This window comes from Aminobacter sp. Y103A (genome assembly GCF_030294925.1).
Classification (GTDB): domain Bacteria; phylum Pseudomonadota; class Alphaproteobacteria; order Rhizobiales; family Rhizobiaceae; genus Aminobacter; species Aminobacter ciceronei.
Genome location: NZ_AP017988.1, coordinates 45070 through 69309, shown reverse-complemented (window position 1 = coordinate 69309; position 24240 = coordinate 45070). Strand labels below are relative to the sequence as shown.

Below are 24240 nucleotides of genomic sequence, written 5' to 3'. Positions count from 1 at the left end.
GAGCCTTGGTACGCTCCCGAGGACCAAGGCTGGGTGCGGCACGCCCTCAAGGGGAACCCAACGACAAACAATCACCATGCCCAATGAAATGCCCGGCGGATGACCGTCGGCTATCCGGATCAGAGCTTTGCGTCGAGACGCAGCGAGCCCGCACACACCGTCATGGCAGGATTGGCGATGTGCCCTTGTTGCTCTCGCCTTTGCAGCAGTTGATCGCCACCTGTGTCACAGAGACTTCGAGTAATCACGCGCAGCCGACACGACATCGCTCACCATGTCTTGCCTGAGCAATTGAATCGGAGCGCGCCCTTCGAGAAGAGACGAGGGCTGGACCAGCCAGAACCAGGCAAGCCTCGGATACTCAATGTGATTAAGCACCTCCCGGATCCCCGATGCTGGCCTGCCATCTACGAACTGGGCCAGCGGGAACACGTGGCGTTGGGGCCCCTTGCGCAAGGCAACAACCTCCTTTCGCCGATACCAGCGGTGTAGGGTGGATCGCGGTATCCGCATTTTTTCATGGAGATAGGTCGCCCCAGCCACGCGGCCCGCCCAATCTTCGAGAACCATCGATTCTAGATCGCCTCGGTGTTCGCCGGGCCCCGGGCTGAGGAACGTCAACGCTTCCGGTTTGCCCGCAGGCGCGCCCGCGGCATCGGGTAGGCATTGCCCCGAGGCCTCGGAGGCGACGGCGCGGACAAATTGAGCCGCCAACTCCGCCATTTCAGATCGCATGTCGCCGATTGCCCTGAGGTCGCTCGGGGAGAGGCAGGTGAGCGCGGCGGAAACCTCGGCTGCAAGCTTCCCGGCCGCGCTTATCAGCCCGTCGCAGATTCTGACATCGTCCCCGCTGAATACCTTGCGGATCTCGATCGAGATGATTTCAGCATATCTGCCGGTGGTCATGCCTTGCAGCTGAATGTCGACATTCATTGTCACTTCCTTGGATCGATACATCGGAGAACCACAAGCCGAGGAGATAGATATGAAGAGAGGCTCGAAATCAGGTCGCCGCATCACCCCCGTTGCATGCCGCAACCATTTGCCTGATCCGGTCGGCAAATTCCTCGGGCAAGCCGGCGGTGGCAGCGGCCACATACCTGTCGGGACGAATGAGCATCAGCACCGTGCGGCCTTGCGGCATGGTCTTGCCCATAAGCCCGTCCAGTTCGCGCACAACTTCGATGTCGGCCGCAGCTTCGCGATCCGGCAACGTAGTCGAGGGCAGGATGGCGAGCGGACGCCCGACATGGAAGCCTAAACAGTGGCGACGCGCCTCGTCGAGCAGGCGCTGTGCGGCGTCGCCGAAGGCGACAAGTCGAAACCCTGGCCCCACCAGATCGTCGAGCAGCACATGCCGGCCATCCGCCGTCTCGACCAGTGGTTGCAGCACCATGCGGCCGGCAATGCTCAGCTCCCCATCGTCGGTACTGACGAAGCCTTTGGTGTAGTGAGGTTGGGGTTTGTACTTCATCTGCGCGAAATAGGCTTGCACGCTCGGAATGAGGCTGCTGACCCGGAATGCGGTCTGCACAAGCCAGGCATTGAGTCGCGACGACGGTACCATCACCCCGCCCGAGCGCACTGCGAGCTTAATCAGCGCCGCCGCATGCGGCCGCCTTTCGGCCTGATACGACTTCAGCAATCCCGGCCCAATTTCTCCCTTGACCACCGAGGCGAGCTTCCAGGCGATGTTGTGTGCATCACGAACGCCGCTGTTCATGCCCTGACCGGCAAATGGCGGCGACAGATGCGCGGCGTCGCCGGCGAGGTAGACGCGGTCGGTGTTCCAGCGGTCGGCAATACGAGCATGGAAAGTATAGATCTGGCGACGCACCACCGGTTGGTCGGCATCCGGTCCATGGGCCGAGAGCAGCCCATGGATCGCCTCGTCGCTGGTCATAGACCCGTCATTTTCATGATCATGCAGGAGGAATTCGTAGCGGCGAATGCCACGCGGCCCTGGCAAGGTGATGAAAGGGCGCGCCGGATCGCACATGATGCGGGTCTGGCGCAGCCGCTCGCGGGTTGAGGCGAGGTCGACGATCAGCCAACGCTGCTTGTAGGTCGAGCCGTCGAATGTCGCGCCGACATGCCTGCGCGCCATCGAACGCGCACCATCGCTGCCGACCATGTAGGCCGCCTGCACAGCAGCATCGCGGCCGTCGGCATCCTTGAGGCTGAGCACGACGCCATCGGCTCGTTCGTCGATCTCTTCGCAACTGTGCGAAAACAGCGTCTCGACATTGGAATAGCGCTCGAGGCCTCGCCTCAACGTCGCCTCGAGCAACGGCTGTGAAAACGCGTTGCGCTTGGGGAAGCCGTAGTCGCGGCTGCTGGGCGCAACGGCAAGAAATCGCGTTCCCCGGGCCGAGTAATAATAGGAGCCGTAGTCCTGGGCGACGTCCTTGAGCACCTCGCCGACCAGTCCGGTTGCCTGCATCGAGCGCAGGGACTCATCATCGATCGACACGGCCCGCGGCTCGGTAACGGTCGAGGCATTGCGCTCGATCAGGACGACACGGACGCCAGCCTGTCCAAGCAGATTGGCGATGGTGAGACCTGTTGGCCCGGCGCCAAGCACCGCGATGTCGCACTGATAATCGGCCATCTCCGCCTTCCTCCAATTGCTTCCTCGTGGCCGCAAGGCATGCGTCCATATTTCCCGTGGGCCTCGCCCACGAAATCCCGCCTTTTGCGGTCGAGTATTGCTATGCGCGCAGCTTTATCCCGCAGCGCTCTGACCAATGATCTCGGTCACTTCCGAGCGTCGCAATTGTTCAGTCAGCAGACTGGCCGACGACACCAGCAGGAGCACCAGTCGGCGCTCCAGATCCTCGTTGTTGATCTTGTCCTCGAGAATCAGGCTGATGCTTGCCGCCAGTCCCATTTCCGGCACCGAAATCGGTGCAGCGATGGCAATCAGCGCCGGATCGATCTCGCCGTAGGAGATATGGTAGCCCTGCTTACGGATGAAGGTGAACAGATCGCCCTTCTGGCTGAGCTGGGCCGCCTCTGCCGAACCGTTGCCACTTCCGCTTGCAAGCAGCTTCTTGCGCTGCTGCGCTGGAAGCTGTGCCAGTATCACCTTCGAGGTCGACCCCCTGGTCAGCGGTATCGGCCGGCCGCGTTCGAACAGGCTCCACTTGAACTCGACATTCTTTGCCGCCTCATGGTCGATGCACATTACCATGTCATTGCAGAGCCGCGACAGCAGCGCGACGCACGGAACCCGCGCCTGCAGAACGATCTCGTGCAGAAGCGAACTTCCGGCGCGCACCACCGGGTCGGTATTGCGCGCCAGCCTGTCATAACGCGGAAACGCAGAACCCAGCCGATAGCGAGCCCCGGTTGCCGGTTCTAGGAACGAGGCTTTCACCAGGTCCCGGACGATCCGATAGACCGTGCTGGCCGGCATATCCAAGGCGATCGCCATATCCTGGACGGACCAGACATCGGCGGTTTCGCTGTACAGGGCCAGCACCGCAACAAACCGATCCAATCCTGACATGACTATCCTTTCGGCAGTTCCTCTGCGATTTCATTGCGTAATTGGCCGACTTTATCAATCTCGACTTCAACGACATCGCCAGGTTTCATGTAGAGAGGCGGCGTGCGCTTGAAGCCGACACCACCCGGCGTTCCGGTGACGAGCACGTCGCCAGGCGACAGTGCAGTGAAGATCGAGACGTATGCGATCAGGTCCTCGACTGAAAACAGCAACTCCTCGAGCTTCGCCTGCTGGACCACGTCGCCATTGAGACGGGTCTCTATCTTGAGAGTGTCAAGCGCGCCAACTTCATCGGGTGTCACCAGTTCCGGCCCGAACGCACCGGTAGCAGGGAAGTTCTTGCCTGGCATGAACTGGTGCGTGTGGTTCTGGAAATCGCGCAGCGACGCGTCGTTGAAGCAGGAGTAGCCTGCAATGAAGGAACTTGCCTCCTCCTTGGGGATGCGAAAGCCGCTGCGGCCAATGACCACCGCCAGTTCGCCCTCAAAATCGAGCGCCTCCGAAACAGACGGCCGGCGGATCGCCCCGCCATGGCCGATCAACGTGTCGGCAAAGCGCGCGAACAACGTCGGATAGGTCTGCTTCGGCCGCCCAGTCTCCAGTCGATGGCCTTCATAGTTCAGGCCTACGCAGATAATCTTGCCCGGTACGGTGATCGTCGGCAGATAGGCGATATCGCCGGTCGCATAGTCGGCGAACGCGTTTGTAGCTACTGACGACACAAGGCCTAGTTCCAACGCCTTGAGATAACACTTCAGGTCGGGAAGAACGGAGCCGATACGGGCGCCAAGGTCGTGGACGCCCCGATCGGCAGCGATGCCGTAGCTCGCCTTGCCTTCGGCTTCGAAGGATAGGTAACGCATGGTGCTCTCCTCAGGCCCGCATCAGTCCGTCGCCCCACATATTGAGCGTCCGCTCGACGTGAGGCCACTCGCGAACCGGCCGGTCGTAGACAACCTCGAGCTCGGCTGAAACTTCGATCCAGTTGCCATCCGGATCGACGATGAAGATGAAGATGTTGTTGCCCGGAGCATGACGGCCCGGGCCCCACATCAGCTTGATCTGACGGTCGGCGAAGCGATCGCACCAATCGCGGATCGTGGTGAAATCGCCCGCTTCATAGGAGTGGTGATCGATGCCCGAACGGTCGCGATGGAGGAAGCAGGCCAGAGTGTGATGCTCGTGGTTCGAGCGCATGAAGCAGGTCATCACTTCACCGTCGTCGCTCCGTACACGGTCCGATACGGCAAATCCCAGCATGCCGGCATAGAACCGCTCGATGGCACCGATGTCCTGCGAGGCAAGCGTCAAATGCTGGATGGGACCATTGATCCCGCCCTTGACCTCGTCGACCGCCTTGGCCAGCCCGAACACCACCTGGTTTCCATCCGGATCGCGGACCACGAAGGCCCCGGGGCCAAGCAGCGGCGTTGAGAAGGTGCGTGGATCTAGCCCCTCCTGGAGAGCACGCTCATGGATCCGGCGCAGTCCAATCGCGTCGCGGCAAGCAAAGGCGCAATGCGCCAGCTTCTTGGCCGGCCCCTTGCTGATCAACACGCGGCGGCGCGAACCCAGGCAAATGATAACGTCACCGTCACGTTCGATTACCGGCATGTCCATGGTGTCGCTGTAAAACTGCGCCAGGGCGTCCGGATCCGGGCTGTGAAGGTGGATGTGGTGCAGGTAGGCACCGGCCTCAACAGTGGTAAGCGTCATATCGATCTCCTATGCCTTCATAATGATAATTATGTGCAATATGTCAATTGCAAATTCTCAATATTTGATTATTTGATGACCTACACTGCCGATTGATAATCGATATGAGCTCGCGATCATGGCGTGGCGGCCTGGCGATCCGCGTTGCGGCCGAGCTGCGCGGCAAACCAGGAAGCGAGTACCGGCAGGATGAGGGACGAGGCCATGAAGATCGGGGCGGCGCCCCATCTGTCGAAGACCACCGCCGCAACGGCCACGCCAGCCGTCTGTCCAAAGAACAGCGACGACGCATAGATCGCCACTGCGGTACCCCGCGCCTCGGGCGCCATCTGCGTGGCGCTCACCTGCAAGGTGTTGTGCAGCATGTAAAAACCCAAGCCCATGGCTACACTCAGAACCGGCGCGAGCCAAATGGTGGGCAGGGCACTGAACACGCCAAACGCGATGGAAAGCACGAGCCCGCCCCGCCGCGCCAACCCCGCCGGCCCCATCCAGTCGAGCAGCCGCTGCGAACTCACTGAGAAGATAAGGCCGCCCAAGCCAAAGACGGCGACGACCAGCCCCGCGCTGCCGACATTGAGGTCGAACTCCAACTGGAGGTAGCTTGCCAGGAACGCCATCGCCCCGAATACGGCAAAGCCCTCGACAAAAACCGCCGCAAGAACCGTCCGCACCCAGCGATCGCGAAGCAGACCACCCATTCGCTTGAAGAGGGCCACTGGGCCGAGTCTATCCGTGCTGGCTTTGGCCTCGGATTTTCGACGTAACCACAGCTCGACCAGCATCACCGCGCCGACGGCAAACTGCAGGCAGGCAATGACCAGGAAAACGCTTCGCCAGCCCATGAATTCGCCGAGCACACCGCCAATGGCCTGCCCGAAGACCACGCCGAGGATCTGTCCTGGCAGGAAGCGGGCGAGCACGTTCTGGCGCTGCTCGAAATCAACGGCGTCGCCAATCCACGCCAGAGCCATCGGCATAATGGCCGCTGCCGTGGCGCCCGACGCCAGGCGCGCGAGGGTCAGCGCATCGATCGAAACAGCATAGACGCAGAGCAATGCCCCAAAGCCCGAAAGCAGCGTTGCGACGGTCGCGGTGCGGAACTTGCCGAAGCGGTCGCCGATCACGCCACCGACGAGCTGAAACATGCCGTAGGTGATGGAGAACGCGATCACCACATTGGCTGCGACGCCGGTGGTGACACCGAACTCACCGCCGATGGCCGGCAGAAGCGGATCGGCGACACGAATGGAAGCAGCGCTGGCAAAGGCGGCGAGCGAGAGAAGCATGACGGCGCGCCAAGGTATCGGCGCACGCGCCAAGTCGCGCGCAGGCCTGGTCTGTTCGACAAGCATGGCTGATATCCGAGCTGGAACTATCGCCCGGCAGGCCGCCGCCGCGAGGCATTGTGAAAGCTCAAAAGCGGCGGCTATCTGGTGCGGGATGGTGGCTCCCCATCAGCCGCGATCGCCAGCGGGTCTGCTACCCGGCGAAAGCTTCGGCAAAGAAGCCACGCATCGCGTCCCAGGAACGGCGGTCGGCCTTTTCATGGTAACTGACACCGGGAATACCTGCCCGATCGGCGTATATGTTGGTGAAGCTGTGCTCGGCCCCGCCATAGACATTGACCTGCCAGTCGACATCGGCGTTGCGCATTTCTTCCTGGAACGCGGAGACCTGGGCATCGGGAACGATGCCGTCCCCACCGCCGGTGCAGACGAGCACCTTGGCCTTCACCCCACCCTTTTGCGCCGGCTCAACGGCATCGAGATTGCCATGGAAACAGACCACGCCGCTGAGATCGGCGCCGTCGCGGGCGAGCTCCAAAACAGAGATGCCACCAAGGCAGAAGCCGATCGCACCCAATCGAGAGGAATCGACCTCGGGGTGGTTGGCAAGCTGGTCGAGACCGGCGCGCAGGCGATCACGAAAACTGCGCGAATTTGCACGCATTTCGCCGACGATCGGCAGCGCCTCGGTCAGCGCCTTGGGCTGGAACCTGTCGCCGAAAAGATCGATGGCAAGTCCGACATAACCGAGCTCCGCCAGCCGGCGGGCCCGCTCCTTGGGCTGTTCACCCAGGCCCCACAAATCGTGGATCACCAGGACGCCGGGACGCTTGCCGGTCAGTGTCTCATCATGGGCGACATATGCGCCGAAACTCTGCCCCGCATGGTTGTAGTCGAAATCCTCGGTTCGCATGGCACATGCTCCTCAGTTGGAATGTGAACTGGCCGGTGAGAGGCCGGACAGGTGAACCCGGCCTCCCGATTTCAGCTTAAGCCGCAAGCAGCTGAAGCGCCTCGGAAGCCTTCATGCCTTCGCGCAGGCCCTTCTGGCCAGCGAGATCGTTGAACGCCGAGATGATGCCATCCTCGTAGGTGCTTAGGCCGTCGCCAATCCGCGCCGACATGGTCGACACAGCGGCGGCAGGTACGCCGATAGCGTTGCAAGCCGGCAAGCCGCCAATACCGGTGTGGTTCTTGGCCATGCCGGCATCGTTGCCTATCCAGCCCTTGACCTTCCACTTCTTCACCAGATCGGCTGCGATGGCGCCGGAATGCGCACCCCAGGCGATGACGTCATTGGTGTGGTCATCTTCCGGCCGAAGGTTGGTCAGCGCAGAGGACGCAAAGATGCGGCTGCTGCCAACCCTTCCCTTCTCGAACACCTTCTTGTCGAACGGCACGGCTACATCGCTCGGCTTGCCAGGTGCGGCGGCAAGCAACAGCTTGGCCGCCTCGGTCACATTCTGGCCGGGCTTGACGCCGAGCGCCAGCGCCTGGGCGTTTGCGTGGCTGATGACACCGGCAGCCATTGAGCGCCCGTTCGAAATCGAAGCCGACATGCACTCCACCGCGGCGACCGGAAAGTTGTGCTTTTCACCGAGGTACAATGCACTGATACCGGCGTCCTCCTTACCAACACCGGCATTGTGCGCGATCATCGCCTTCACGCCAGTCTTGATCGCATGCGGCAGAGTGGCGGCACCGCAATAAGATCCGGCAATGATCACGTCGTTGGAGGTGATGCTTTTGTCGTAGATGTAGAGCAGCGAATCCATGGCCACGACGTTGCCGTTCGAGCTCTTGTAGATGGCCTCGACCGCCTTCAGGCCAATCGGCGCGGGATCGGGATCGGTTCCCATGGCCTGGGCTAATGCCTTGTCCTTGTATGTGAGCAGCGAGACGGCGAGTAAGGCGGAGCTGCCCAGGAATATGCGACGGTTCATAGCGTTTCCCCTTGATGCATCACTTCTGGACCTTGGCACACTTTGCCGGCCCGGTGAACTTTCGGTAATTCTCATAATTAGGTAATCTGATGCCAAGTCAACATACAATTATCAAATTATGGTATTTCCTTTACAATTATTGCGCCGCATCGTTATGACCGCTGCGGCGCAGCATTCATGCGGACGGCCTCTCGACGAGTTCCACCCGCCCGCCATCCGGAACCTCGACGAATGCGATGCGGACGCCGGGCCGAACCTGTTTTGGCTCGACGAGAAATTGGACCTGCATGCGTCGCAGATCGGCGATCACAGAATCGAAAGCACTCGTCGCAAGGGCAAAGTGCTCAAGGCCGATGCGGCCGTGAGCAACCTCGCCCGGCGGTGCCTGTTCGATGTAGATCAGCTGTCCTGCCAGCCGAATGACGACCCGCAGGCCATTTGCCGTATCGCTGGCAAGGACCCTCTGCGCGGCGAACATATCGACATAGGCCTGGGCGGTGGCTTCCGGTGCCCTGCTCCAGCAATGGAGGTGATCCAGCATGAACATCGCAGCTTACCGCAGCACACAGGTAATCACGTTCCAGGAGCCCGGGCCGCCAGTCATTTGAGATCCGCCACAACTTCGAGCGCCGCCAGCGGTGCTGCTGTTTGTCCGGCAAGCTCGAAGTCGAGTTCATTCGGACTGACCAGAACGCAGTCCTCGTCGGCATAAACCCACTGCCCCGGACTGAACAGGGCTCCACCGAAATTGATGACACCATTGCCGACGCCTGAGACGGGGTTCCAACCCCTCCGCGCCGTAGCACCCAGTGCCTTGACGCCAATCTCGAGCTGATTGATGGCGCACGTGTCGCGCACAGCCCCGTAGAGTACGATGCCGGCCCAATTGTTCTGAACGGCGACGCCGGCGATCCGGTCACCCAACACGCCGACTTTCAGAGAGCCTCCGCCGTCAACGACCAGCACCCGGCCGTGGCCTTCGGCCTTGAGCGCATTGAGGACTGGCAAATGGTCCTCATGGGTCCAGACGGTCGCGCATTGCCCGTAAAAGCGCTTGCGACGGCCGAAGCTTCGAAACTGCAACTCGCAAACATGCAAGTTCTGGTGATAGTGATCGTAGAGATCGGCGGTGGTCCCCATCATCGTCATGTCGCTTTCAGTTGGAGAGATGGTCTTTGACTTCGCTGCTAGCCGAAAGGCGGGTGGCCAGCGCCAGACCTGCACGGCTAATGGGTTTGCGGCCGAGCACGTCGGATATTTCAGCACCGGCCTTGACGAGCGCATCGAGGTCGATGCCGGTTGCGATGCCAAGCCCGTCAAGCATGTAGACCAGGTCTTCGGTCGCCAGATTGCCGGCCGCACCCGGTGAATAGGGGCATCCGCCAAGTCCGGAGACGGAGCTGTCCACCACCGATATGCCGAGCTCAAGGCAGGCGAGTGTGTTAACCAGGGCCTGGCCAAACGTGTCATGGAAATGGACTGCAATCCGATCAATCGGAACTGCAGCGACGGCTGCCCTCGCCATCGCCAGTGCGCGGCCAGGTGAGGCGGCGCCCGTGGTGTCGCACATCGAAACCTCGTAGCATCCCATGTCGGCCAGGCCGGCGGCGAGTTCAGCTGCCTTCCCTGGCTCGACCCACCCTTCATAAGGGCAGTGGACGGCACAGGAGACATAACCTCTCACCCGCATGCCGCTGGCCAGTGCCGCAGCTGTCACCTCGGCAAACCGGGCAAGGCTCTCTGCGCGCGAGGCGTTAAGATTGGCGCGCGAAAAAAGCTCGGTCGCCGCAGCGAAGACGGCCACCGTGCGCGCGCCGGCCGCCTTGGCCAGTTCCAGACCACGCAGGTTAGGAACCAGAACCGGCATCTCGACGGCATCACTGGACCGAAAATGGGTTACGACACGATCGGTATCGGCCATCTGCGGCACCCAGCGCGGCGACACGAAGCTGCCGGCCTCGACTGTCCCAAGCCCTGCGGCAACGAGGCTTTCGATCAAAGACAGCTTGGCCGCCAGAGGGACGACGGCCCGCTCGTTCTGGAGGCCGTCACGCGGGCCGACCTCCACGATCCTGACCGCGTTGGGCAACGCCCCGCCAGAGGCGCCAGGAATGCCGCTTTCGGTCATGTCACCCCGTCCTGCCGCAGCCGCGCAACCTGTTCGGCGGAATAGCCGAGCCGGCGGGATAGGATGTCGTCGGTGTCCGCCCCAAGTTCGGGGCCAGTCCAGCGGATTCTACCCGGCGTCGCCGACAGCTTGGGAAAGACCCCTTGCATCGTTACGCTCCCAAGCGTCGCATCCGGCACTTCCAGTACGGCCTCGCGCGCCCTGAAATGCGGATCTCGAGCGACCGCCCGCGCATCGTTGACCGGACCGGCAGGGATACCATGCTCGTCCATCAGGCTAAGCAGGTCCGGGAGTGTCTTGGTCGCCGTCCAGGCGGCAATGATCTCGTCGAGTTCATGCTGATACCTGCCGCGCGACGCATGGCTGGAAAAGCGTTCATCGATGGCCAGTTCTGCAGCATCCATCGCCATGGCCAGCTTGCTGAACAGTCCGTCTGCATTCGCGGCAATCAGTACCGGCCGGCCATCCGCCGTCGGATAAAGGTTAGAGGGAGCGATGCCCGGAAGAATCGGGCCTGTACGCTGGCGGATCGCGCCAGTTTCTGCGAATTCGGCGATGACACTTTCGATGACACCCAGCACGCTCTCGGCAATCGAGACGTCGACGTCTTGGCCCCCGCCTTTTCTGCCTGGTCGGGCAACGAGTGCTGCCAGCACGCCGATGGCCGCATAGAGCCCAGCGAGCGAGTCGCCGATCGAAATGCCGACACGCGCAGGCATCCTGTCGGGATGGCCGGTGAGGCTCCTCAGGCCGCTTGCCGCCTCGGCGACAGCGCCGAAGCCGGCCTTGTCGCTGTAAGGACCGGTCTGACCGAAGCCCGAGACACGAGCAACGATGAGCCTATCGTTTTCCTGCCGCAGATCTCCAGGGGCTAGGCCCCAGCGCTCCAGAGTGCCAGGCCGGAAATTCTCAATCAGCACGTCGGCATCACGGGCAAGCTCGCGGACGATCCGCTGGCCCTCGGGCTTGCGCAGGTCGAGCGTGATGGAGCGCTTGTTGCGACCGATGACCGACCACCACAACGATCGTCCGTTCGTGGCCTTGACCGCGCCCCATTGGCGCATCGCATCACCAACGATCGGCGGCTCAACCTTGATCACCTCCGCCCCCAAATCGGCCAGCATCTGTCCGCAGAAGGGGCCAGCGATGAACGAACCGAGTTCGATTACCCTGACATGAGAAAGCGGTCCGTCAGGCATTACCGGCACCTGGCCGCATGCCGATGCCGACCGCCCATCATTGATGCGCGCGTTCATCGCATTAGTCCTCCAAAACTGATTGCCGCAGCCTCCACCCGCCATTGTGACCGGCATTATCCGCCGATCTTGGCTCCCTGCTCCTCGTAGAAGCGAATGGCGCCGGCATGGAATGGCAGCGCCGTTTCGCTACACAGCACCTGGGCGCTGATCGGAGAGGTCAGCGGGCTGAATGGTCCAGGATACATGCCTTCGACTTCGGAGGCATGCTGCACGATCGCCTGGGTGACGAGATAAGCGTAGCGTTCGGGCAAGTCGCGGCGGCAGTACAGGCACCAGCCGCTGAAGTCGATGCAGGCCACATCGTGGTCCTGCAGGCGGAATTTGCCAGCCGGCAACGTGGCCGACTTGGCACCGTACTTTGCTTCAAGCCGCTTCAGGACCGTATCGTCGACCGACAGGAACTGCATGTCGACGGCATCGGTCATGTCCTTCCACGGCTTGGTCATGATCGCCTCGTCGAAGATCGCGTCGAGTTCGCCATCGCGAAGCTTCTGGATACGGCTCTTCTGCTTGACGTGTACCGCCAGCGCCTCGATCGGGGCTCGGTCGGAATCGATGACCTGTCCGCCCCAGGACTCGATATCGGCAAGGCAGAAGCCGTATTCTTCCAGCACCTTGTCGATGATCCAGCCGCCGGGATGATCCATGCCACGCGGCGGAATGCCCACGCGCAGCGGGATCTTGCGGTCGCGGATATCCTCAATCCGCGTAACACCCAGATCCTTGCGGACCATCATCGTCGAAACATCGTGGTGCGGCAGAACTGCCAGCGCCACGAGATCAAGCTCATGATTGGACGCGACCTTGCCTTCGCTGATTGCCTTCACCAGCCACGGCGGTGAGGATATGCCAGTATGATAGACGCCGCGATGGACCAGTTCGGGTCCCTCAAAGCACATCTGGCCGGCATGCTTGGTGTGGGTCGAGATCGTCGACCCCTTTGGCAGCGGGCTATGATACCCGTTCAGGCCATGCGCCAGAACCGCGCCGAGCCGCAGCCAGTTGAAACCAGGTGTCAGCATCTTGAATTCGACCGGATGGTCGTCGTCGAGAATAATCACGGTAACCTCTACTCGTCTTGCATGTTCAACTGGTGCGCGCTGCGCAAGCGCCTATCAGGCTGCGTTGCCGGGCACGTTCGGCCAGTCGTGGACGAGATCCCGCCACTTCATGATGCCCACCCCCGGAGCGCCCATCATCAGCGACTTGTCCTCGGGATAGGGCTCCCAGGTGCAGATCTCGAGCTTATGGCCCTCCGGGGTCATGAAGTAGAAGGTGGTGCAGTCGATGCCACGATGACGGTAGGGGCCAGATACCGGGATGATCTTCTTCAGACGCTCGAAATTGGCTTCGAGGTCCTTTGCCGAAACCTTGAATGCGACGTGCGGGGCGATGTTTTCATCGTCCTTGCTTACGGTCATCTCACCTTCGGGAACTTCCGTGCACTGAAACAGCACGTTGCCAACGCGGATAAAGATATGAGGGACCCGGCCCATATTGCGGTCGGTTTCGTCGAAGCCGGCATAATAATAGGGCACGCCACCCAACACTTCGCGCACGAAGCGCTCCATCACGGCGATGTTGCGCGTCGGCAGGGCGAAATGATCGATACCATTGAGCCCGAATGCATTTTCAGCGCTCTTGTCCCGTTCGCCGGGCGCCATGGTCCTGTTTTGTAGACCGATCTCAGTTGTTGACACGTTGGTTTCCTCCTTTAGCTGAGAACTTGTTCGGCATCCCTGCCGCGCCGAAGCAATCGACCGATGCGCGCCGCGCGCCTGCCCAATGCCCTCGCCGCGACCAGATCCGCCTCGCTTGGCCGTACCCGAACGCCCTGGACCTTGGAGGTCGCTGTGGCGCCATAAGGCGAGCCGGCATCTTCAAATATCGCCGCCGTGTAGCCCGGCGAGGCCATCACCATGCCCAGATGAGTCATTGCCACGGCCAGCGACATCAGCGTCATCTCGTGGCCGCCATGCGGCGTCGACGCCGTGGTGAAGGCAGCCCCTACCTTGTCTTCGAACGCCCCGGCCCGCCACAGCGTGCTCAGCCCATCGATGAAGCATTTCATTTCCGCCGACATCGTTCCCATCCGCGTTGGGCAGCCGAACATCACCACGTCGGCAGCGACGACATCATTTGCAGATGCGACCGGGCAAGTCTGGATTGCCGCGAACTTGGCGCCGATGCGGGGATCCTCCAGGAGCAGGTGTTCGTCACGCAGTTCGGGCACGCGACGCAACGTGACTTCGGTGCCCGGCGAAAGCACCGCGCCGGCTGCTACCGCTTTAGCGAGACAATGCGTATTTCCACTCCACGAGTGGAACAGCACGAGCACGCGAAGTCCCTCTTGCCCCACAAGAGTGGTATCGCCGCCGGCAATGGGCTCGTTCTTCATTTCCATTCTATTCTCATAATATGGAAATTTTGCAATGTCTATAATATTCGTATTATCGTTTTTAAGCGAAACCATCTGTCTCGTCCTGTCGCATTGCCCACCGGCTTGGCGGCTGATTGTCCTCATCACGAACCTGCTGCCCTGGCTGGCAAGCACAGCAGAGTCGTCAACGAACTCAAGCAATTGCCGGCGCACATCTTCATCATCGGTGATCGCAACCATCGCGAGCCGGCAGATACCGTCATGGTGCAAGCTAAAAGCCATCGACGTCAGATCTGTGAGAAAGCGCCGTACAGTTTTCCGAGGCGCCGCATTCGGCCCTGTCCACTGTCCACTCGCTAAAGTGCCGTGCGCGGAGGGAAAACACTCGCTCCAACGATTCAACATCGCGGTTAGAAAAACCAAAAAAGAGCAGCGCATAAGGCGTAGACATCGGCGCGCCCGCCAGGACGGGCATCTCCGGGACGGTGTCGAAGCAAATTCGCGCCCGCTCGATCGGTCAACAAGGTGACCTAAGGAGGTTCAGCATAGCGCCGCGCGAGCGGGAACCGGGACAGATCACCTCCGACGAGCGGTCAATTTGTCAGTGTGATCTTGGCGCCGGCTTTGGCTTAGTGACGACGGCTGTGAGCAGCTCTACGTCACGATGCCAGCTCATGGATTCTCACACCCGGAACGACCTCGCGGGCAATCTCGCAGAGGTGCTGATGGTGCGTAAGGTAGATTACCTGGCCCGTCCTCGCCATTTCGCCAAATAGCCTGAATACTTCCTCCGACCTGACATGATCGAAAGTTTCCATGATGTCGTCAGCGATGAACGGCACTGAGGAGCGGACTTGCGCGAACTCGTAATATCCAGCCAGTCTCAGCGCGAGATAGAGTTGAAAGCGAGCGCCCTTCGAGAGTGCATCGGTCACCTTGGATTGCCCGTCACGTTGCATTGCTATGAGGATTTCTCCACCCTTTACGGGTTGGGTCGTCAGGCCGCTGTACTGCCCCCTCGTCATCAGCGCAAAAGCATCCGAGGCGCGTGCCATCATGCTTGAACGATGGCGTTCACGGTAAAGGCGCAGCGCGTTTTTTGCAGCCATGACACCCAGTTTCAGTTCGATGAACCTTACCGCCTTTTCTTCGATGTCGAGTAGTATGGTCCGGCGTTCGGCATCGATACGAGCAACCGCACTGTCTCCACCGATCGCCTCCAGTCTGTCGGCCGCCCGCGTCACCCTAACGAGCTGTGCCTGGATGCGTTCGTCGAAATCAGCAAGCCGCCGCTCGATTTCGGCCTTTTCGATTTCCAGGGAATCCAAGGCCAGGCCGTACAAGGCCGCCATTGCCTGACCAGTGTTATCAACTGCGATCTCGATGCAGAGCTTCTCCTCGAGTTCGATCACCTGACGACCCAAGCGGTCCCGCTCGCGCAGCTGTTCGTCACGCTCGATAACTTCTGCGAGCGTATCTACAGCGAAGATCTCAAGCACCTCGCTCTTTTCTTGATCGTGGGACATTGCCTCTTGCTCAAGGCTTTCCTTGATATCGTTCAAACGCTCCAATTCGATGAGTAGGCTCGCCTTGTTCTCCCTTGCACGATCGGCGAGCTCCAGGCGCTGTTGAAAGGCCACCACGAGCTGCGCCGGATCGTCATCATCGACACCATGATTCACTTCAACTGCAGCAGCTGCGACGTCAACGATGAAGCTCTCCCGGTCTGCTTGCATCTTGTCGATGCGCAGTTGCAATGCCTCGCGATCCTGAAGACATCTAGATAGAAGAGCCAACTGGTCGAGGACGCTTCCAAGACCCGGCATCGAAACGCTGCCCTCGAGCCATGTCCCCCTGATCGTCTCGGCAACGGCAAGAAGCCACTCCTGCTCGTGCCGTTCCGCCAGTTCGACTGCGCGCCGTCGGTTTGCTAGCTCCTCTTCCTTGGCAGCTACTGTCCGGAACGCTTCGGCCCGCTCGGCATCGATCCTGGTTTGGCGCGCCAAGAACTGGTCGGCTACGGCCATTGCCGTCTCCAGACTATCTCCGGCGTTCGGTCCGATGCCGACGCCCTCCAGCGCCCCAGCCAGCGCGAGCAATGTGACCGCTCCGTCATCACTCGCACGCTCGGCCCTCTTGCGGGCGAGGTCGATCTTCGACCAGGCCTCGAGAGCGTCATTGCGAGCTGCAGCGTGATCCTCGACCTGTTCTATCAGACGCTCGGCTGGGACGTCCGGCTTGTGGGCAAGCAGATCGCCTGCTGCAGCCACCACCTCCGCCAGCAACGCTTCACTATCAAGGCGGTTCGCGTCAATGGCGGCATGCGCTCGGGTAAGGACAGCCTCGGTTTCAGCGAGTCTCTGCCTCGCTGCGCGCAATTCAGCAAGCACTTGCGCATTGGTCAGTCGGCCAACCCCAGCAGCGTCGTCGCGTGCAAGGGCCAAAGCAAACTGATCGGCCGTTTCACCAACCAACACGCTTCTGTGCCTTTGCCAGGCCTCGTCGCGATCGCGACGGATCGCTGCGGCCGTCTCGTCATCCGGAACGTCTGCGGAGGAACGAAAGGCGTCAAGCCGACCCAATAGCAATGCTTTCAGGTCTTCATGCTCGGCAATACGCGTGGCAAGCACGGCCTTCGCCTTGGCAAGCTCGGCCGAACGCCCTTTCCACGCGTTGACTTGTGAAGTGCTCGGAACGGAGACCGCAGACAGTGACCGAGCGTCCCCCTCCCATGGATGCAGGCGGCGCAATGCGGTCTCGCACAAGGCGGCGTTTTCATCCTCGATCTCGCGCGCCGCCCGGATTTCGCGAAGGTGGCCGCTTTCCCTGGCCTTCGAAAGCGACGCCATCACCCGCGCTCTGGCTGGAGCTGGCACGGCCGGCTCCTCGCCAACACGCTCCCGTGCGGCCTGTAGGGCGTCGAATGAGGCCGTTGCCTCATCGCGTGCGACACGCAGACTGGTTGCGACGCCCGATCGCTGTTCGAGCAGGTGGCGCAGCGCCCCGACAATCGCCGCAGGTACAAGCAACTTTTCGGCATCTGTTTCAGACGACCGGCCAAGGGCTGATAGGCAGCTCGCCACCGCATTGTCGAGGATCTGCAATTCGGTTTTCCGTGCCGGCAAATCGAGGCCAGCCGAAATGTAACGCGCCTTGGCGTCTGCCATGGCGTGCACCCGTTCCGACACAGCAAGTATTTGTTCGTCCAGCTGGATTGATCGTATCCTGCCATGAACTCTTTCGAGCTCGTCAGCAATCGCGGACTGCCTCGTCCTGAGGCTTGCGTCGTGGTCGATCATCACTGCGACGCAGCCCGTCCACTTGAGGGCAGGCGCGACAAGGTCCGGCAGTTCTGCCAGACGCGCTTTCTTCTGCTCTATCTCTCTCAGTATCGGGAATGCGTGCAGAAGCCTCGAAATCGTCCCCAGCCGACCGGTCAGGGCAGCCCGTTCAGACACACTGCGATCATATTGTTCCTTGGCGTCACGACGCTCGGATTCCAGGCTCTCGTAGGTCGATGCGAGTGTGTCTATCTCCTCGCGCGCAGCCTTCAGTTCGGCAAGGCGCTTCTTGAGGAGCGCAATCTCGGTATTCTGGGCCTGCCTGCGGTGGATTTTGTCCGCATCCGTCTCGAGAGCGCCAAGGGTGTCACTGGCATGACCAAGTCCGGCACTGGCCGTAAACAGCAGCTTGCCCAGATCTCCGCGCGATTCCAGTATCGCCCTCCCACCGGCTTCCAGCGTCTCGTCATCGAGCGAGAACATGGTGGTGTAGGCATCGCGGGAAAGACCTGCGAGATGAGCGGAAAGCGCAACTTCGCTAACCGGTTGGCCGACTTCATTGAACAACGAATTGTTGCGCTGTTTGGTGCGGGCGAAAACCTGCTCCTCGCCAGAAAGTTCGATCACCCCGCCAACACGCATGGCGCCATACTCATGCAGGAAATTGTAACGGCTGCGCTCCTCGATCCCGAACAGTAGATCGAGATAGCCTGACAGTGCTGTCGACTTGCCGGCCTCGTTGAGCCCGAAGACGATATGAAGGTCGCGCCCTTGTTCCGGCCTTCGCCCGAAATCGATCGTCACGTCGGTGAACTTGCCGTAACGGACCAGATCAAGGCGCCTGAGCCTCATTGCGCGCCACCTGCCTTGAGACGGGCTGTCACCAGCTCGGCGCCACCAGTAAGCACCCGGTCGAGAAACTCCTCCAACGCTGTTTCATCCTTTCCCGCGAAACCGCGTGCGTCGGGTGGCAGATCTGCGAGCGTCCTCATCACGAGCGCCTTCGCTTCCTCGCGAAAGGCTTGGGACCTGATGTCGGCGCCCATGGTTTGGGCAAGCTCGAATATCGGGTCGGCAGCGCCGTCAGATGTCTGAGAACTGTTGTTCGACAGCGCAAGTTCGAGCTTTTCCACCCAGATATCGCCAATGTGTTCACCGAGCTGTTCGGCCTCAGCCAGCAGCAGATCCCTGTCGCGGATAATGCTCCATGACAGTGGCGATGAACCCATAAGCCTGAGACGGATCACGGCATGGCGCGACCTCGCAGTCATTCTGACCTTTTCCAAGGCAATCCGAATGCGCCTCACGGCTTCCGCCCACTCCACTGTTTCCGTCAAGTCGACGTCCACACGCTCGAACTGAGCAATGCTTACCGCCCTCTCCTCGATCTCGATCGAACGGTCGTCTCGGACGGTCACCAGCGTAACCGACTTCTCTCCGGCCTCGTTGATGTCCCTGCCCTGCGGCATTCCCGGCATCACAATCGTAGCTGTGCCGGGATAGACCTTGCGGACATGGACATGGCCGAGCGCCCAATAATCGAAACCATGCCGCTGCAAGTCGGCTACGCTGCACGGAGCGTAGACATCGTGGCCGGGAGAACCGGCAAGGCTGGTGTGCATGATGCCGATATTGACTACACTTTCCCGGGCAGCCGCATATTTGGGAAGAAGGCTCTCGGGCGCCTTTGAGCTGGCAAAGCTCAAGCCATGGAAGGCGACGTCAAGCCCACCAGCTGTCTGGAGCACTGTCTGAGCCCTGCCGCCAAATATGGTCACGGTTTCAGGAAAGGTGAGCTGCTTGGATATCCGCGACAGTGCGTCATGATTGCCGCGGATCTTGTAGACCATGACGCCGGCCTGATGAAGGCGCATCATCTGGGTGGCCAGAAAGCGTGCAGTCTTCATCGACGTCTGATCGCCATCATAAAGATCGCCGGCGATAATGAGTGCATCGACCTGCTCCGAAAGGCAGAGGTCGACGATTGCGACAAAGGCCTGCCGGCTCGCATCGCCAACAAGCTCAGCAAGCTCGGCATTCCGCAGCGCCAGCGAACGCAACGGCGAGTCGAGATGAACATCGGCCGTGTGAACAAATCGAAACGCCATGCAGGTCTCCAGCCACAGAAGGCGAGCATGTCTGCGGCGACTATTGATATGGCGCACCGAAACAGCTTCCGCTGCGAGTGGACGCAACGCTGCTTATTGCGTTGGAAAAGCAGCTTGTCAAAATTCAGGCAGGGCCGGGCGGAAGAATATCAACCTAGTACCATAAACGCTGGCCCAGCCTGCAAATTGGCTGAAGCTATCCGATCGCGGATTGCGTTGTTCAACTGTGTGAGGCCGTAGCCATCGCACCGGCGATGAGCCGGACCCGGTGGCTGATCGCTGCCATGGTTGAAGTCATGAGTTGATCAGGAAAATTGCCTGGCAGCGAATTGACGACAGCTTGTGCCTGACGCTCAGCGTTCGCCTGAATGTCTTCGAAGATTGCCTTCATCGTCGGGGTGCCGACACCCGCGATATCCGCCGTCTGCATGAAATGACGGGGCACGATGTCATGAATTGCGTAGTGACGGTTTTTTCCGACCGACATTGCGAGCTTGAATTTCTTGCGGGAGACCTGACCCTGGTCAAGGCTCGGCTGTGCGGTCAGGACGTCGTAAAGCGGTGTCATGCGGAACCGTCCGCCGGGCCCTAGGAAGATGCTGAAGTTCTTCGCGTGACCATCGGTCGCTCCTAGTAGCCAGAATATGATACTGGCGCGCATGAAAGTAGCGATGTCGGTTTCTGGCGTATCGCTGCCTTTCAGCAGGTTGATGATCTCCCGCATCCCGGGCCCACCGTCGGACTGGTATTTTCGGGTGGGCGGGATCGATAGAGCCTGGCACGTGTCCTCTTGGGGCAGCCGGAGCAATCGTCCTTCCTTTGTCCAAAGACGGTCAAAGCGTTCGACGATGAGCGTCCGACGTCCGCCAAAATCCGCGATCTCTGCTTTTGCGGCTGGGACCCCGAGCGCTTCTAGCAGCTTCAGGCAAAGATACTCATTCTCGACGCTGTTGGATAGATCGATGCCGTTGGGGAGCTGCCCGATCTGCGGTTTGAGAATGTGGGTGGTGGCAGTGGTGCCGGTGGGTTTGAACCACTGTCCGTCCTTGCGCAGCAGCGCTGTCTTTTCCTGTGCGCCGGCAATCGAGATGCGGAAATCTTCATCCTCGCCCATGCCGAGCGGTGCTGCGTGGAGGTTCTTGACGATACCGGCGATGTCGTCGTCACTGACCGGCTTTCCATCGGTGCCACCGGCAGCGCCGGGGTCGAGGCCGTCGGGCAGAAATTGCAAGGCGCCCACACAGTCATGGCCAAGGGCGGTCAGCAGACTAAAAGCGTCGGTACCGTCGGCGCCGACGCGCTCGGCGACACGCTTGCGGATATGGTCGCCATCCGGCAGCAGATTGTCGAATACATTGATGACCGCGGTGCCTATGTATCGGTCTTCGCGCAGCGGCAGGGACAGTGAGACGGGAAATGTGCCACCCCAGTCCAGCCAGTCTCTTCCATATTGAAAGTCGATCGCGCCTGTCGCCTCGCGGCGCAAAACGCCGACATGGCGACCGTTCAGGAAAACATTGAGAGGGACGTGAGCTCGCTTCCGTGCCATCAGAATAGGTTCTCGATGTCGCTGGCGCTGCCCTGGCTGCGTGGCCGGACGACGATCTCCAGGTTCAGGGCTGACAATACTTCCATTACGGTGTGCAACTGGACGGCGGGTTCCCCAGCCTCGAGTCGCGAAATCGTGCCTTGCCGCAGATGGATTTGGTCTCCCAGTGCGCCCTGGCTCAGTCGCGCCTGCTTGCGGACGCGGCGTAAGATGGCGCCGAGTTGCTTTTCCGTGCGGGCAATCTGTTCGTTCAAGGCAGCCTCCATGCCTCTGTATACGCGATAGCGTATATATCGTCAGCATACGCGAATGCGCTTAATTCTATACTATACGCGAGATCGTATAAAAGATGCAAACGCGGATAATCATGCCGAGTCGGGTCGCGCCCACAGGGCAGGCCAAGTTGGCATAATTGGCTTCGATTAGACGACGCCTGCCCGCACCCAAAACTCTTCCCGAAAGCTTCGCGGTATGCCGCCACTCGGGTTGCCAGATACGGTGGCGGTTCACGGAGAAGCCCATCCCGATTGGGAAGACTGGCTCTCGAACACCGGGGAGACGCCTGGCTCGTGGTGGCCGGAATAGACCGATTGGCTCGATGGGCATTCCGCGCCTCCGGCCAAAGTTGGGGAACACGGTTTCAGAGCGATCGGTTCGGCGCCCGGCACATATGTGTTCGAGAAGTGAAAGATGCTGCGGCGATTTTTGATCGCGATCAAGGTTGGTTCGTCGCTGTCCTGCTTGGATGCGGGTCGTCAAACGCATCTGAAGGAGGCATTCATGTTTACCAGCAACGCCGGCCCTTTAGACCGCGGCATCAGGATCGTTGTGGGGCTCGTGGTCCTGTCGCTTCTTTTTATCTATCCGACGAGCGACTGGCGCTATGCGAGCCTGCTCGGTCTCGTCCCGCTGCTAACCGGACTTGCCGGCACGTGTCCGCTCTACAGCATGCTCGGCCTTTCGACCTGCCCTACGCAGCGCGGCTGAGTGGCCTGACTGGAGAGGTTCCGCAGGCAAGCATGTCATCCGGCCGGCTTGAACGAATCGCGGCACCTCGATGCTCGACCGTCAGAACGGATGCGGACTGACTTCGGCGGAAGCTGCCCAGCGTCCCTGCCGCACCTCAGACGCCGGAACTGTCTTCCCGCATGTTCCGGTTCGGAAACGATGCCAGCATTGTGGGCCGTTAGTGAGTCCGAAGTCGACGTCCGGGTCCAGAAGATGGGCTAACTTGTCTGCTTTGCCAGACGTACAATGGGTGAGATGAAGCACCAGGCAATTCCACTTCTCGATCGCCTTCTGTGCGATCTCAGCATGCTTGCCGGGGTGGACCGTCCAGTCCTGCCAAGCTTGGAATAGGCTGACCGGGGAGATTCCAAGGGTCAGCCTTGGACGTTTTCATCCGCTTCATCGCTGCGGTCGGGCACGAAGGCTAGCCCGTACCCGAAGAGGCGACCAACCCTCATAATCGTCTCATAGGTCGGGTTGGCGTTCCCGTTTTCCATCTCGGCGACCTGTCGGCGGGTCAGTCCGATCAAGGCAGCAAACTCCTCTTGAGACTTTCCAAAGGTCATGCGGATCTCCTTAAGGTCATCCGGAAACCGCAAACGACCCGCCGCTGCTTTTTCGCCGAGCGCCTTTCGACGTGCCCTAACCTCTTCTTTGCTTGGCCTGCTGAATCTCGCCATATCTACCTCACCGCCCGGCGCAGGGCCTCAACCACGTCGCTGCACCTCACTGTTGCTTGCTCTACTGCCTCAGCAAGCGCACCTTCCTCGATCGCGATGGATGGCGCAGCTTCAAGAGCGGCGGCAAAGGCCACGAGCCCTTCGGCCAGCGCCGTTCCGTCAACCCCGTCACCGGAGACGGCGTCGCATACACGCGACCAATCAGGCGCGTAATCGGAGCCTTTGTCTTGCATGCAACGCCATTTAGTTGAGCGTGCGATCACGTCATCCGCCAGCTTCATCGGCGCGAAGTCGTAAAGGGGAGAGAGCCTCGCTGCGCCGTCGGAATATTTGGACATTGCAGTGTTACGGCCATGGTTATCGGGATTTCCCATGGCTAGGTTGGTTGCATCTCGTTTGAGATACTCGAGCACATCAGCCTGCGGATCCGCGGAATAGGCCTTCAAGATTTCCACGTAACGTTCGTGAGCATCGATGTGACCGAAATCTGACACGCCGACTGCGGACGTCATGCTCTCCTGGCCAACCCTAGCTGTGCGCCCACGTTCGTCCACGTATCTGTCGAAACGTGGGATTATCATTGTTCCGTTTCCGGCTGTCGACGGCGCGTGGACATGCAGCCCGATGCGGGCGGCCACCTGCGAGTAAACAGCCTCCGTTTTAAGAATGAGCCCGTCAATGTCGCCGCCGCGCTTTAGCTTGACGATGAGGTGTTCGACGGCCTCATCATCAGCCACCAGAGGGTCGGGATAGTACAGTCCGTCCTTAGCAAGCGTCAGCGCAACCTTTGGCCACTCGCCTTGAAGGCCACTAGAACCGGAGGCGATCATGGCGTTCTTGTCGACGACTTCCACGAACAGATCCGTGCGATCGAGGATGTCGTCAAGGGCTAGCCCCGTGCGAACAACGCCTTGGAGTCGTTTGGCTTCCTGTTCGGCTGCTTCCTTGATCCTGACATTGCCGATCGTGCTGCCCCCGGATCGCATCAGTAACGGTAGGTCCGAGGCACGGCTGTCTGGTGGAAGTCCGAGTGCCTTGGCGAGCCTGATACGCGCATGGCCTTGTGGGAGGAGGTCAAGCAGGAACGGAGGCCAGCGCGGAGTGCGCTTATCCGCCAAGCTTAAAGGATATTTGAAAGAGACGGCCCGGAAATCCGTGACGGGGCGTTCATTTGCGAATTCGACCGCACCTTTTTCAGCGAAGTAATCGACATCGTAACTGACGGTCGCTCCGGCGAGGAAACCAGCGTCGGGCTGCTCAAAAGAAACTTCTGCAGCGTCGAACCAGCGGTCACCCAGAAACGTCTGAAGCGTGATGATCATGAAACAACCCTCATGATGGGTTATATAATCGTGATAATACCAATTAACAACCCATCAAAAGGATCA

At 60.4% G+C, this 24240-nt stretch carries 23 protein-coding genes; 1 reads left to right on the top strand and 22 read right to left on the bottom strand.

The genetic code is table 11. The annotated features are described in order from the left end of the window. Positions 1–225: 225 nt before the first annotated feature. The 19 genes from Amn_RS30255 to Amn_RS30165 all read right to left on the bottom strand — a co-directional run bounded on the left by Amn_RS30255 (position 226) and on the right by Amn_RS30165 (position 21418). Positions 226–933, bottom strand: coding sequence for an antitoxin Xre/MbcA/ParS-like domain-containing protein (locus tag Amn_RS30255; protein ID WP_286299477.1), 708 nt, complete (start codon positions 931–933; stop codon positions 226–228). Positions 934–1003: 70 nt separating this feature from the next. Next, positions 1004–2611, bottom strand: a complete 1608-nt coding sequence (locus Amn_RS30250; protein ID WP_286299475.1) for a bifunctional 3-(3-hydroxy-phenyl)propionate/3-hydroxycinnamic acid hydroxylase — start codon at positions 2609–2611, stop codon at positions 1004–1006. A gap of 114 nt (positions 2612–2725) precedes the next feature. Further along, positions 2726–3484 carry an IclR family transcriptional regulator gene (locus Amn_RS30245; RefSeq protein ID WP_286299474.1) on the bottom strand — a complete coding sequence of 253 codons (759 nt, stop codon included), beginning with the start codon at positions 3482–3484 and terminating at the stop codon, positions 2726–2728. 29 nt (positions 3485–3513) lie between these two features. Next, a complete protein-coding gene (locus Amn_RS30240) occupies positions 3514–4374 on the bottom strand; it encodes a fumarylacetoacetate hydrolase family protein (protein WP_286299472.1) in 861 nt (286 codons plus the stop codon). A gap of 10 nt (positions 4375–4384) precedes the next feature. Next, positions 4385–5227, bottom strand: coding sequence for a VOC family protein (locus tag Amn_RS30235; protein ID WP_286299469.1), 843 nt, complete (start codon positions 5225–5227; stop codon positions 4385–4387). A gap of 116 nt (positions 5228–5343) precedes the next feature. Continuing rightward, positions 5344–6582 (bottom strand): MFS transporter, encoded by a 1239-nt coding sequence (locus tag Amn_RS30230; RefSeq protein ID WP_067968805.1) that lies wholly within the window; start codon positions 6580–6582, stop codon positions 5344–5346. A 127-nt stretch (positions 6583–6709) separates the two neighbouring features. Continuing rightward, a complete protein-coding gene (locus Amn_RS30225; RefSeq protein ID WP_067968802.1) occupies positions 6710–7429 on the bottom strand; it encodes a dienelactone hydrolase family protein in 720 nt (239 codons plus the stop codon). Between the two features lie 76 nt (positions 7430–7505). Next, the gene (locus tag Amn_RS30220) at positions 7506–8459 is read right to left on the bottom strand and encodes a hypothetical protein (RefSeq protein WP_286299465.1); all 954 of its coding nucleotides are present in this window, start codon (positions 8457–8459) and stop codon (positions 7506–7508) included. Positions 8460–8634: 175 nt separating this feature from the next. Next, entirely contained in the window at positions 8635–9006 is a 372-nt protein-coding gene (locus tag Amn_RS30215) for a VOC family protein (RefSeq protein WP_286299461.1), read from the bottom strand. A gap of 53 nt (positions 9007–9059) precedes the next feature. Further along, entirely contained in the window at positions 9060–9608 is a 549-nt protein-coding gene (rraA, locus tag Amn_RS30210) for a ribonuclease E activity regulator RraA (RefSeq protein WP_286299458.1), read from the bottom strand. 7 nt (positions 9609–9615) lie between these two features. Then, entirely contained in the window at positions 9616–10587 is a 972-nt protein-coding gene (locus Amn_RS30205; protein ID WP_286299456.1) for a hydroxymethylglutaryl-CoA lyase, read from the bottom strand. Continuing rightward, positions 10584–11786 (bottom strand): CaiB/BaiF CoA transferase family protein, encoded by a 1203-nt coding sequence (locus tag Amn_RS30200; RefSeq protein WP_286299626.1) that lies wholly within the window; start codon positions 11784–11786, stop codon positions 10584–10586. The genes Amn_RS30205 and Amn_RS30200 overlap by 4 nt, the downstream gene beginning before the upstream one ends. Positions 11787–11899: 113 nt before the next feature. Further along, positions 11900–12907 carry a TAXI family TRAP transporter solute-binding subunit gene (locus tag Amn_RS30195; protein ID WP_286299454.1) on the bottom strand — a complete coding sequence of 336 codons (1008 nt, stop codon included), beginning with the start codon at positions 12905–12907 and terminating at the stop codon, positions 11900–11902. 54 nt (positions 12908–12961) lie between these two features. Beyond that, a complete protein-coding gene (locus Amn_RS30190; protein WP_157097267.1) occupies positions 12962–13546 on the bottom strand; it encodes a VOC family protein in 585 nt (194 codons plus the stop codon). Between the two features lie 14 nt (positions 13547–13560). Continuing rightward, complete coding sequence (gene wrbA / locus Amn_RS30185) at positions 13561–14508, bottom strand: NAD(P)H:quinone oxidoreductase (protein WP_286299450.1); 948 nt, start codon at positions 14506–14508, stop codon at positions 13561–13563. A 377-nt stretch (positions 14509–14885) separates the two neighbouring features. After that, positions 14886–18359: an ATP-binding protein gene (locus Amn_RS30180; RefSeq protein ID WP_286299449.1), complete on the bottom strand. Its 3474-nt coding sequence runs from the start codon at positions 18357–18359 to the stop codon at positions 14886–14888. After that, a complete protein-coding gene (locus tag Amn_RS30175; RefSeq protein WP_286299447.1) occupies positions 18356–19615 on the bottom strand; it encodes a metallophosphoesterase family protein in 1260 nt (419 codons plus the stop codon). Before Amn_RS30175 ends, Amn_RS30180 begins: the two co-directional genes overlap by 4 nt. 220 nt (positions 19616–19835) lie before the next feature. Continuing rightward, positions 19836–21164: a type II toxin-antitoxin system HipA family toxin gene (locus Amn_RS30170; protein ID WP_286299445.1), complete on the bottom strand. Its 1329-nt coding sequence runs from the start codon at positions 21162–21164 to the stop codon at positions 19836–19838. After that, positions 21164–21418 carry a helix-turn-helix domain-containing protein gene (locus Amn_RS30165; protein WP_286299441.1) on the bottom strand — a complete coding sequence of 85 codons (255 nt, stop codon included), beginning with the start codon at positions 21416–21418 and terminating at the stop codon, positions 21164–21166. The genes Amn_RS30170 and Amn_RS30165 overlap by 1 nt, the downstream gene beginning before the upstream one ends. A gap of 436 nt (positions 21419–21854) precedes the next feature. On the opposite strand from Amn_RS30165, the gene Amn_RS30160 reads away from it, so the two are divergent. Further along, a complete protein-coding gene (locus tag Amn_RS30160; RefSeq protein ID WP_502874782.1) occupies positions 21855–22151 on the top strand; it encodes a YgaP family membrane protein in 297 nt (98 codons plus the stop codon). 81 nt (positions 22152–22232) lie between these two features. On the opposite strand, the gene Amn_RS32670 is transcribed toward Amn_RS30160, so the two are convergent. From Amn_RS32670 to Amn_RS30150, 3 genes are all read right to left on the bottom strand, one after another. Next, entirely contained in the window at positions 22233–22538 is a 306-nt protein-coding gene (locus tag Amn_RS32670; protein WP_353622451.1) for a hypothetical protein, read from the bottom strand. 8 nt (positions 22539–22546) lie between these two features. Beyond that, positions 22547–22738: a helix-turn-helix transcriptional regulator gene (locus Amn_RS32665; protein ID WP_353622448.1), complete on the bottom strand. Its 192-nt coding sequence runs from the start codon at positions 22736–22738 to the stop codon at positions 22547–22549. A 116-nt stretch (positions 22739–22854) separates the two neighbouring features. Beyond that, positions 22855–24174 (bottom strand): type II toxin-antitoxin system HipA family toxin, encoded by a 1320-nt coding sequence (locus tag Amn_RS30150; protein ID WP_286299436.1) that lies wholly within the window; start codon positions 24172–24174, stop codon positions 22855–22857. Positions 24175–24240 lie beyond the last annotated feature (66 nt).

Coding starts and splice junctions, on each gene's coding strand:
- Amn_RS30180 (WP_286299449.1), bottom strand. CDS start 18,359: ATGAGGCTCAGGCGCCTTGATCTGGTCCGTTACGGCAAGTTCACCGAC.
- Amn_RS30205 (WP_286299456.1), bottom strand. CDS start 10,587: ATGACCGAAAGCGGCATTCCTGGCGCCTCTGGCGGGGCGTTGCCCAAC.
- Amn_RS30215 (WP_286299461.1), bottom strand. CDS start 9,006: ATGTTCATGCTGGATCACCTCCATTGCTGGAGCAGGGCACCGGAAGCC.
- Amn_RS30235 (WP_286299469.1), bottom strand. CDS start 5,227: ATGACGCTTACCACTGTTGAGGCCGGTGCCTACCTGCACCACATCCAC.
- Amn_RS32665 (WP_353622448.1), bottom strand. CDS start 22,738: ATGACCTTTGGAAAGTCTCAAGAGGAGTTTGCTGCCTTGATCGGACTG.
- Amn_RS30240 (WP_286299472.1), bottom strand. CDS start 4,374: ATGCGTTACCTATCCTTCGAAGCCGAAGGCAAGGCGAGCTACGGCATC.
- Amn_RS30170 (WP_286299445.1), bottom strand. CDS start 21,164: ATGGCACGGAAGCGAGCTCACGTCCCTCTCAATGTTTTCCTGAACGGT.
- Amn_RS30150 (WP_286299436.1), bottom strand. CDS start 24,174: ATGATCATCACGCTTCAGACGTTTCTGGGTGACCGCTGGTTCGACGCT.
- Amn_RS30220 (WP_286299465.1), bottom strand. CDS start 8,459: ATGAACCGTCGCATATTCCTGGGCAGCTCCGCCTTACTCGCCGTCTCG.
- Amn_RS30225 (WP_067968802.1), bottom strand. CDS start 7,429: ATGCGAACCGAGGATTTCGACTACAACCATGCGGGGCAGAGTTTCGGC.
- Amn_RS30200 (WP_286299626.1), bottom strand. CDS start 11,786: ATGCCTGACGGACCGCTTTCTCATGTCAGGGTAATCGAACTCGGTTCG.
- Amn_RS30175 (WP_286299447.1), bottom strand. CDS start 19,615: ATGGCGTTTCGATTTGTTCACACGGCCGATGTTCATCTCGACTCGCCG.
- Amn_RS30250 (WP_286299475.1), bottom strand. CDS start 2,611: ATGGCCGATTATCAGTGCGACATCGCGGTGCTTGGCGCCGGGCCAACA.
- rraA (WP_286299458.1), bottom strand. CDS start 9,608: ATGACGATGATGGGGACCACCGCCGATCTCTACGATCACTATCACCAG.
- Amn_RS30255 (WP_286299477.1), bottom strand. CDS start 933: ATGAATGTCGACATTCAGCTGCAAGGCATGACCACCGGCAGATATGCT.
- wrbA (WP_286299450.1), bottom strand. CDS start 14,508: ATGGCTTTTAGCTTGCACCATGACGGTATCTGCCGGCTCGCGATGGTT.
- Amn_RS30230 (WP_067968805.1), bottom strand. CDS start 6,582: ATGCTTGTCGAACAGACCAGGCCTGCGCGCGACTTGGCGCGTGCGCCG.
- Amn_RS30160 (WP_502874782.1), top strand. CDS start 21,855: ATGCTGCGGCGATTTTTGATCGCGATCAAGGTTGGTTCGTCGCTGTCC.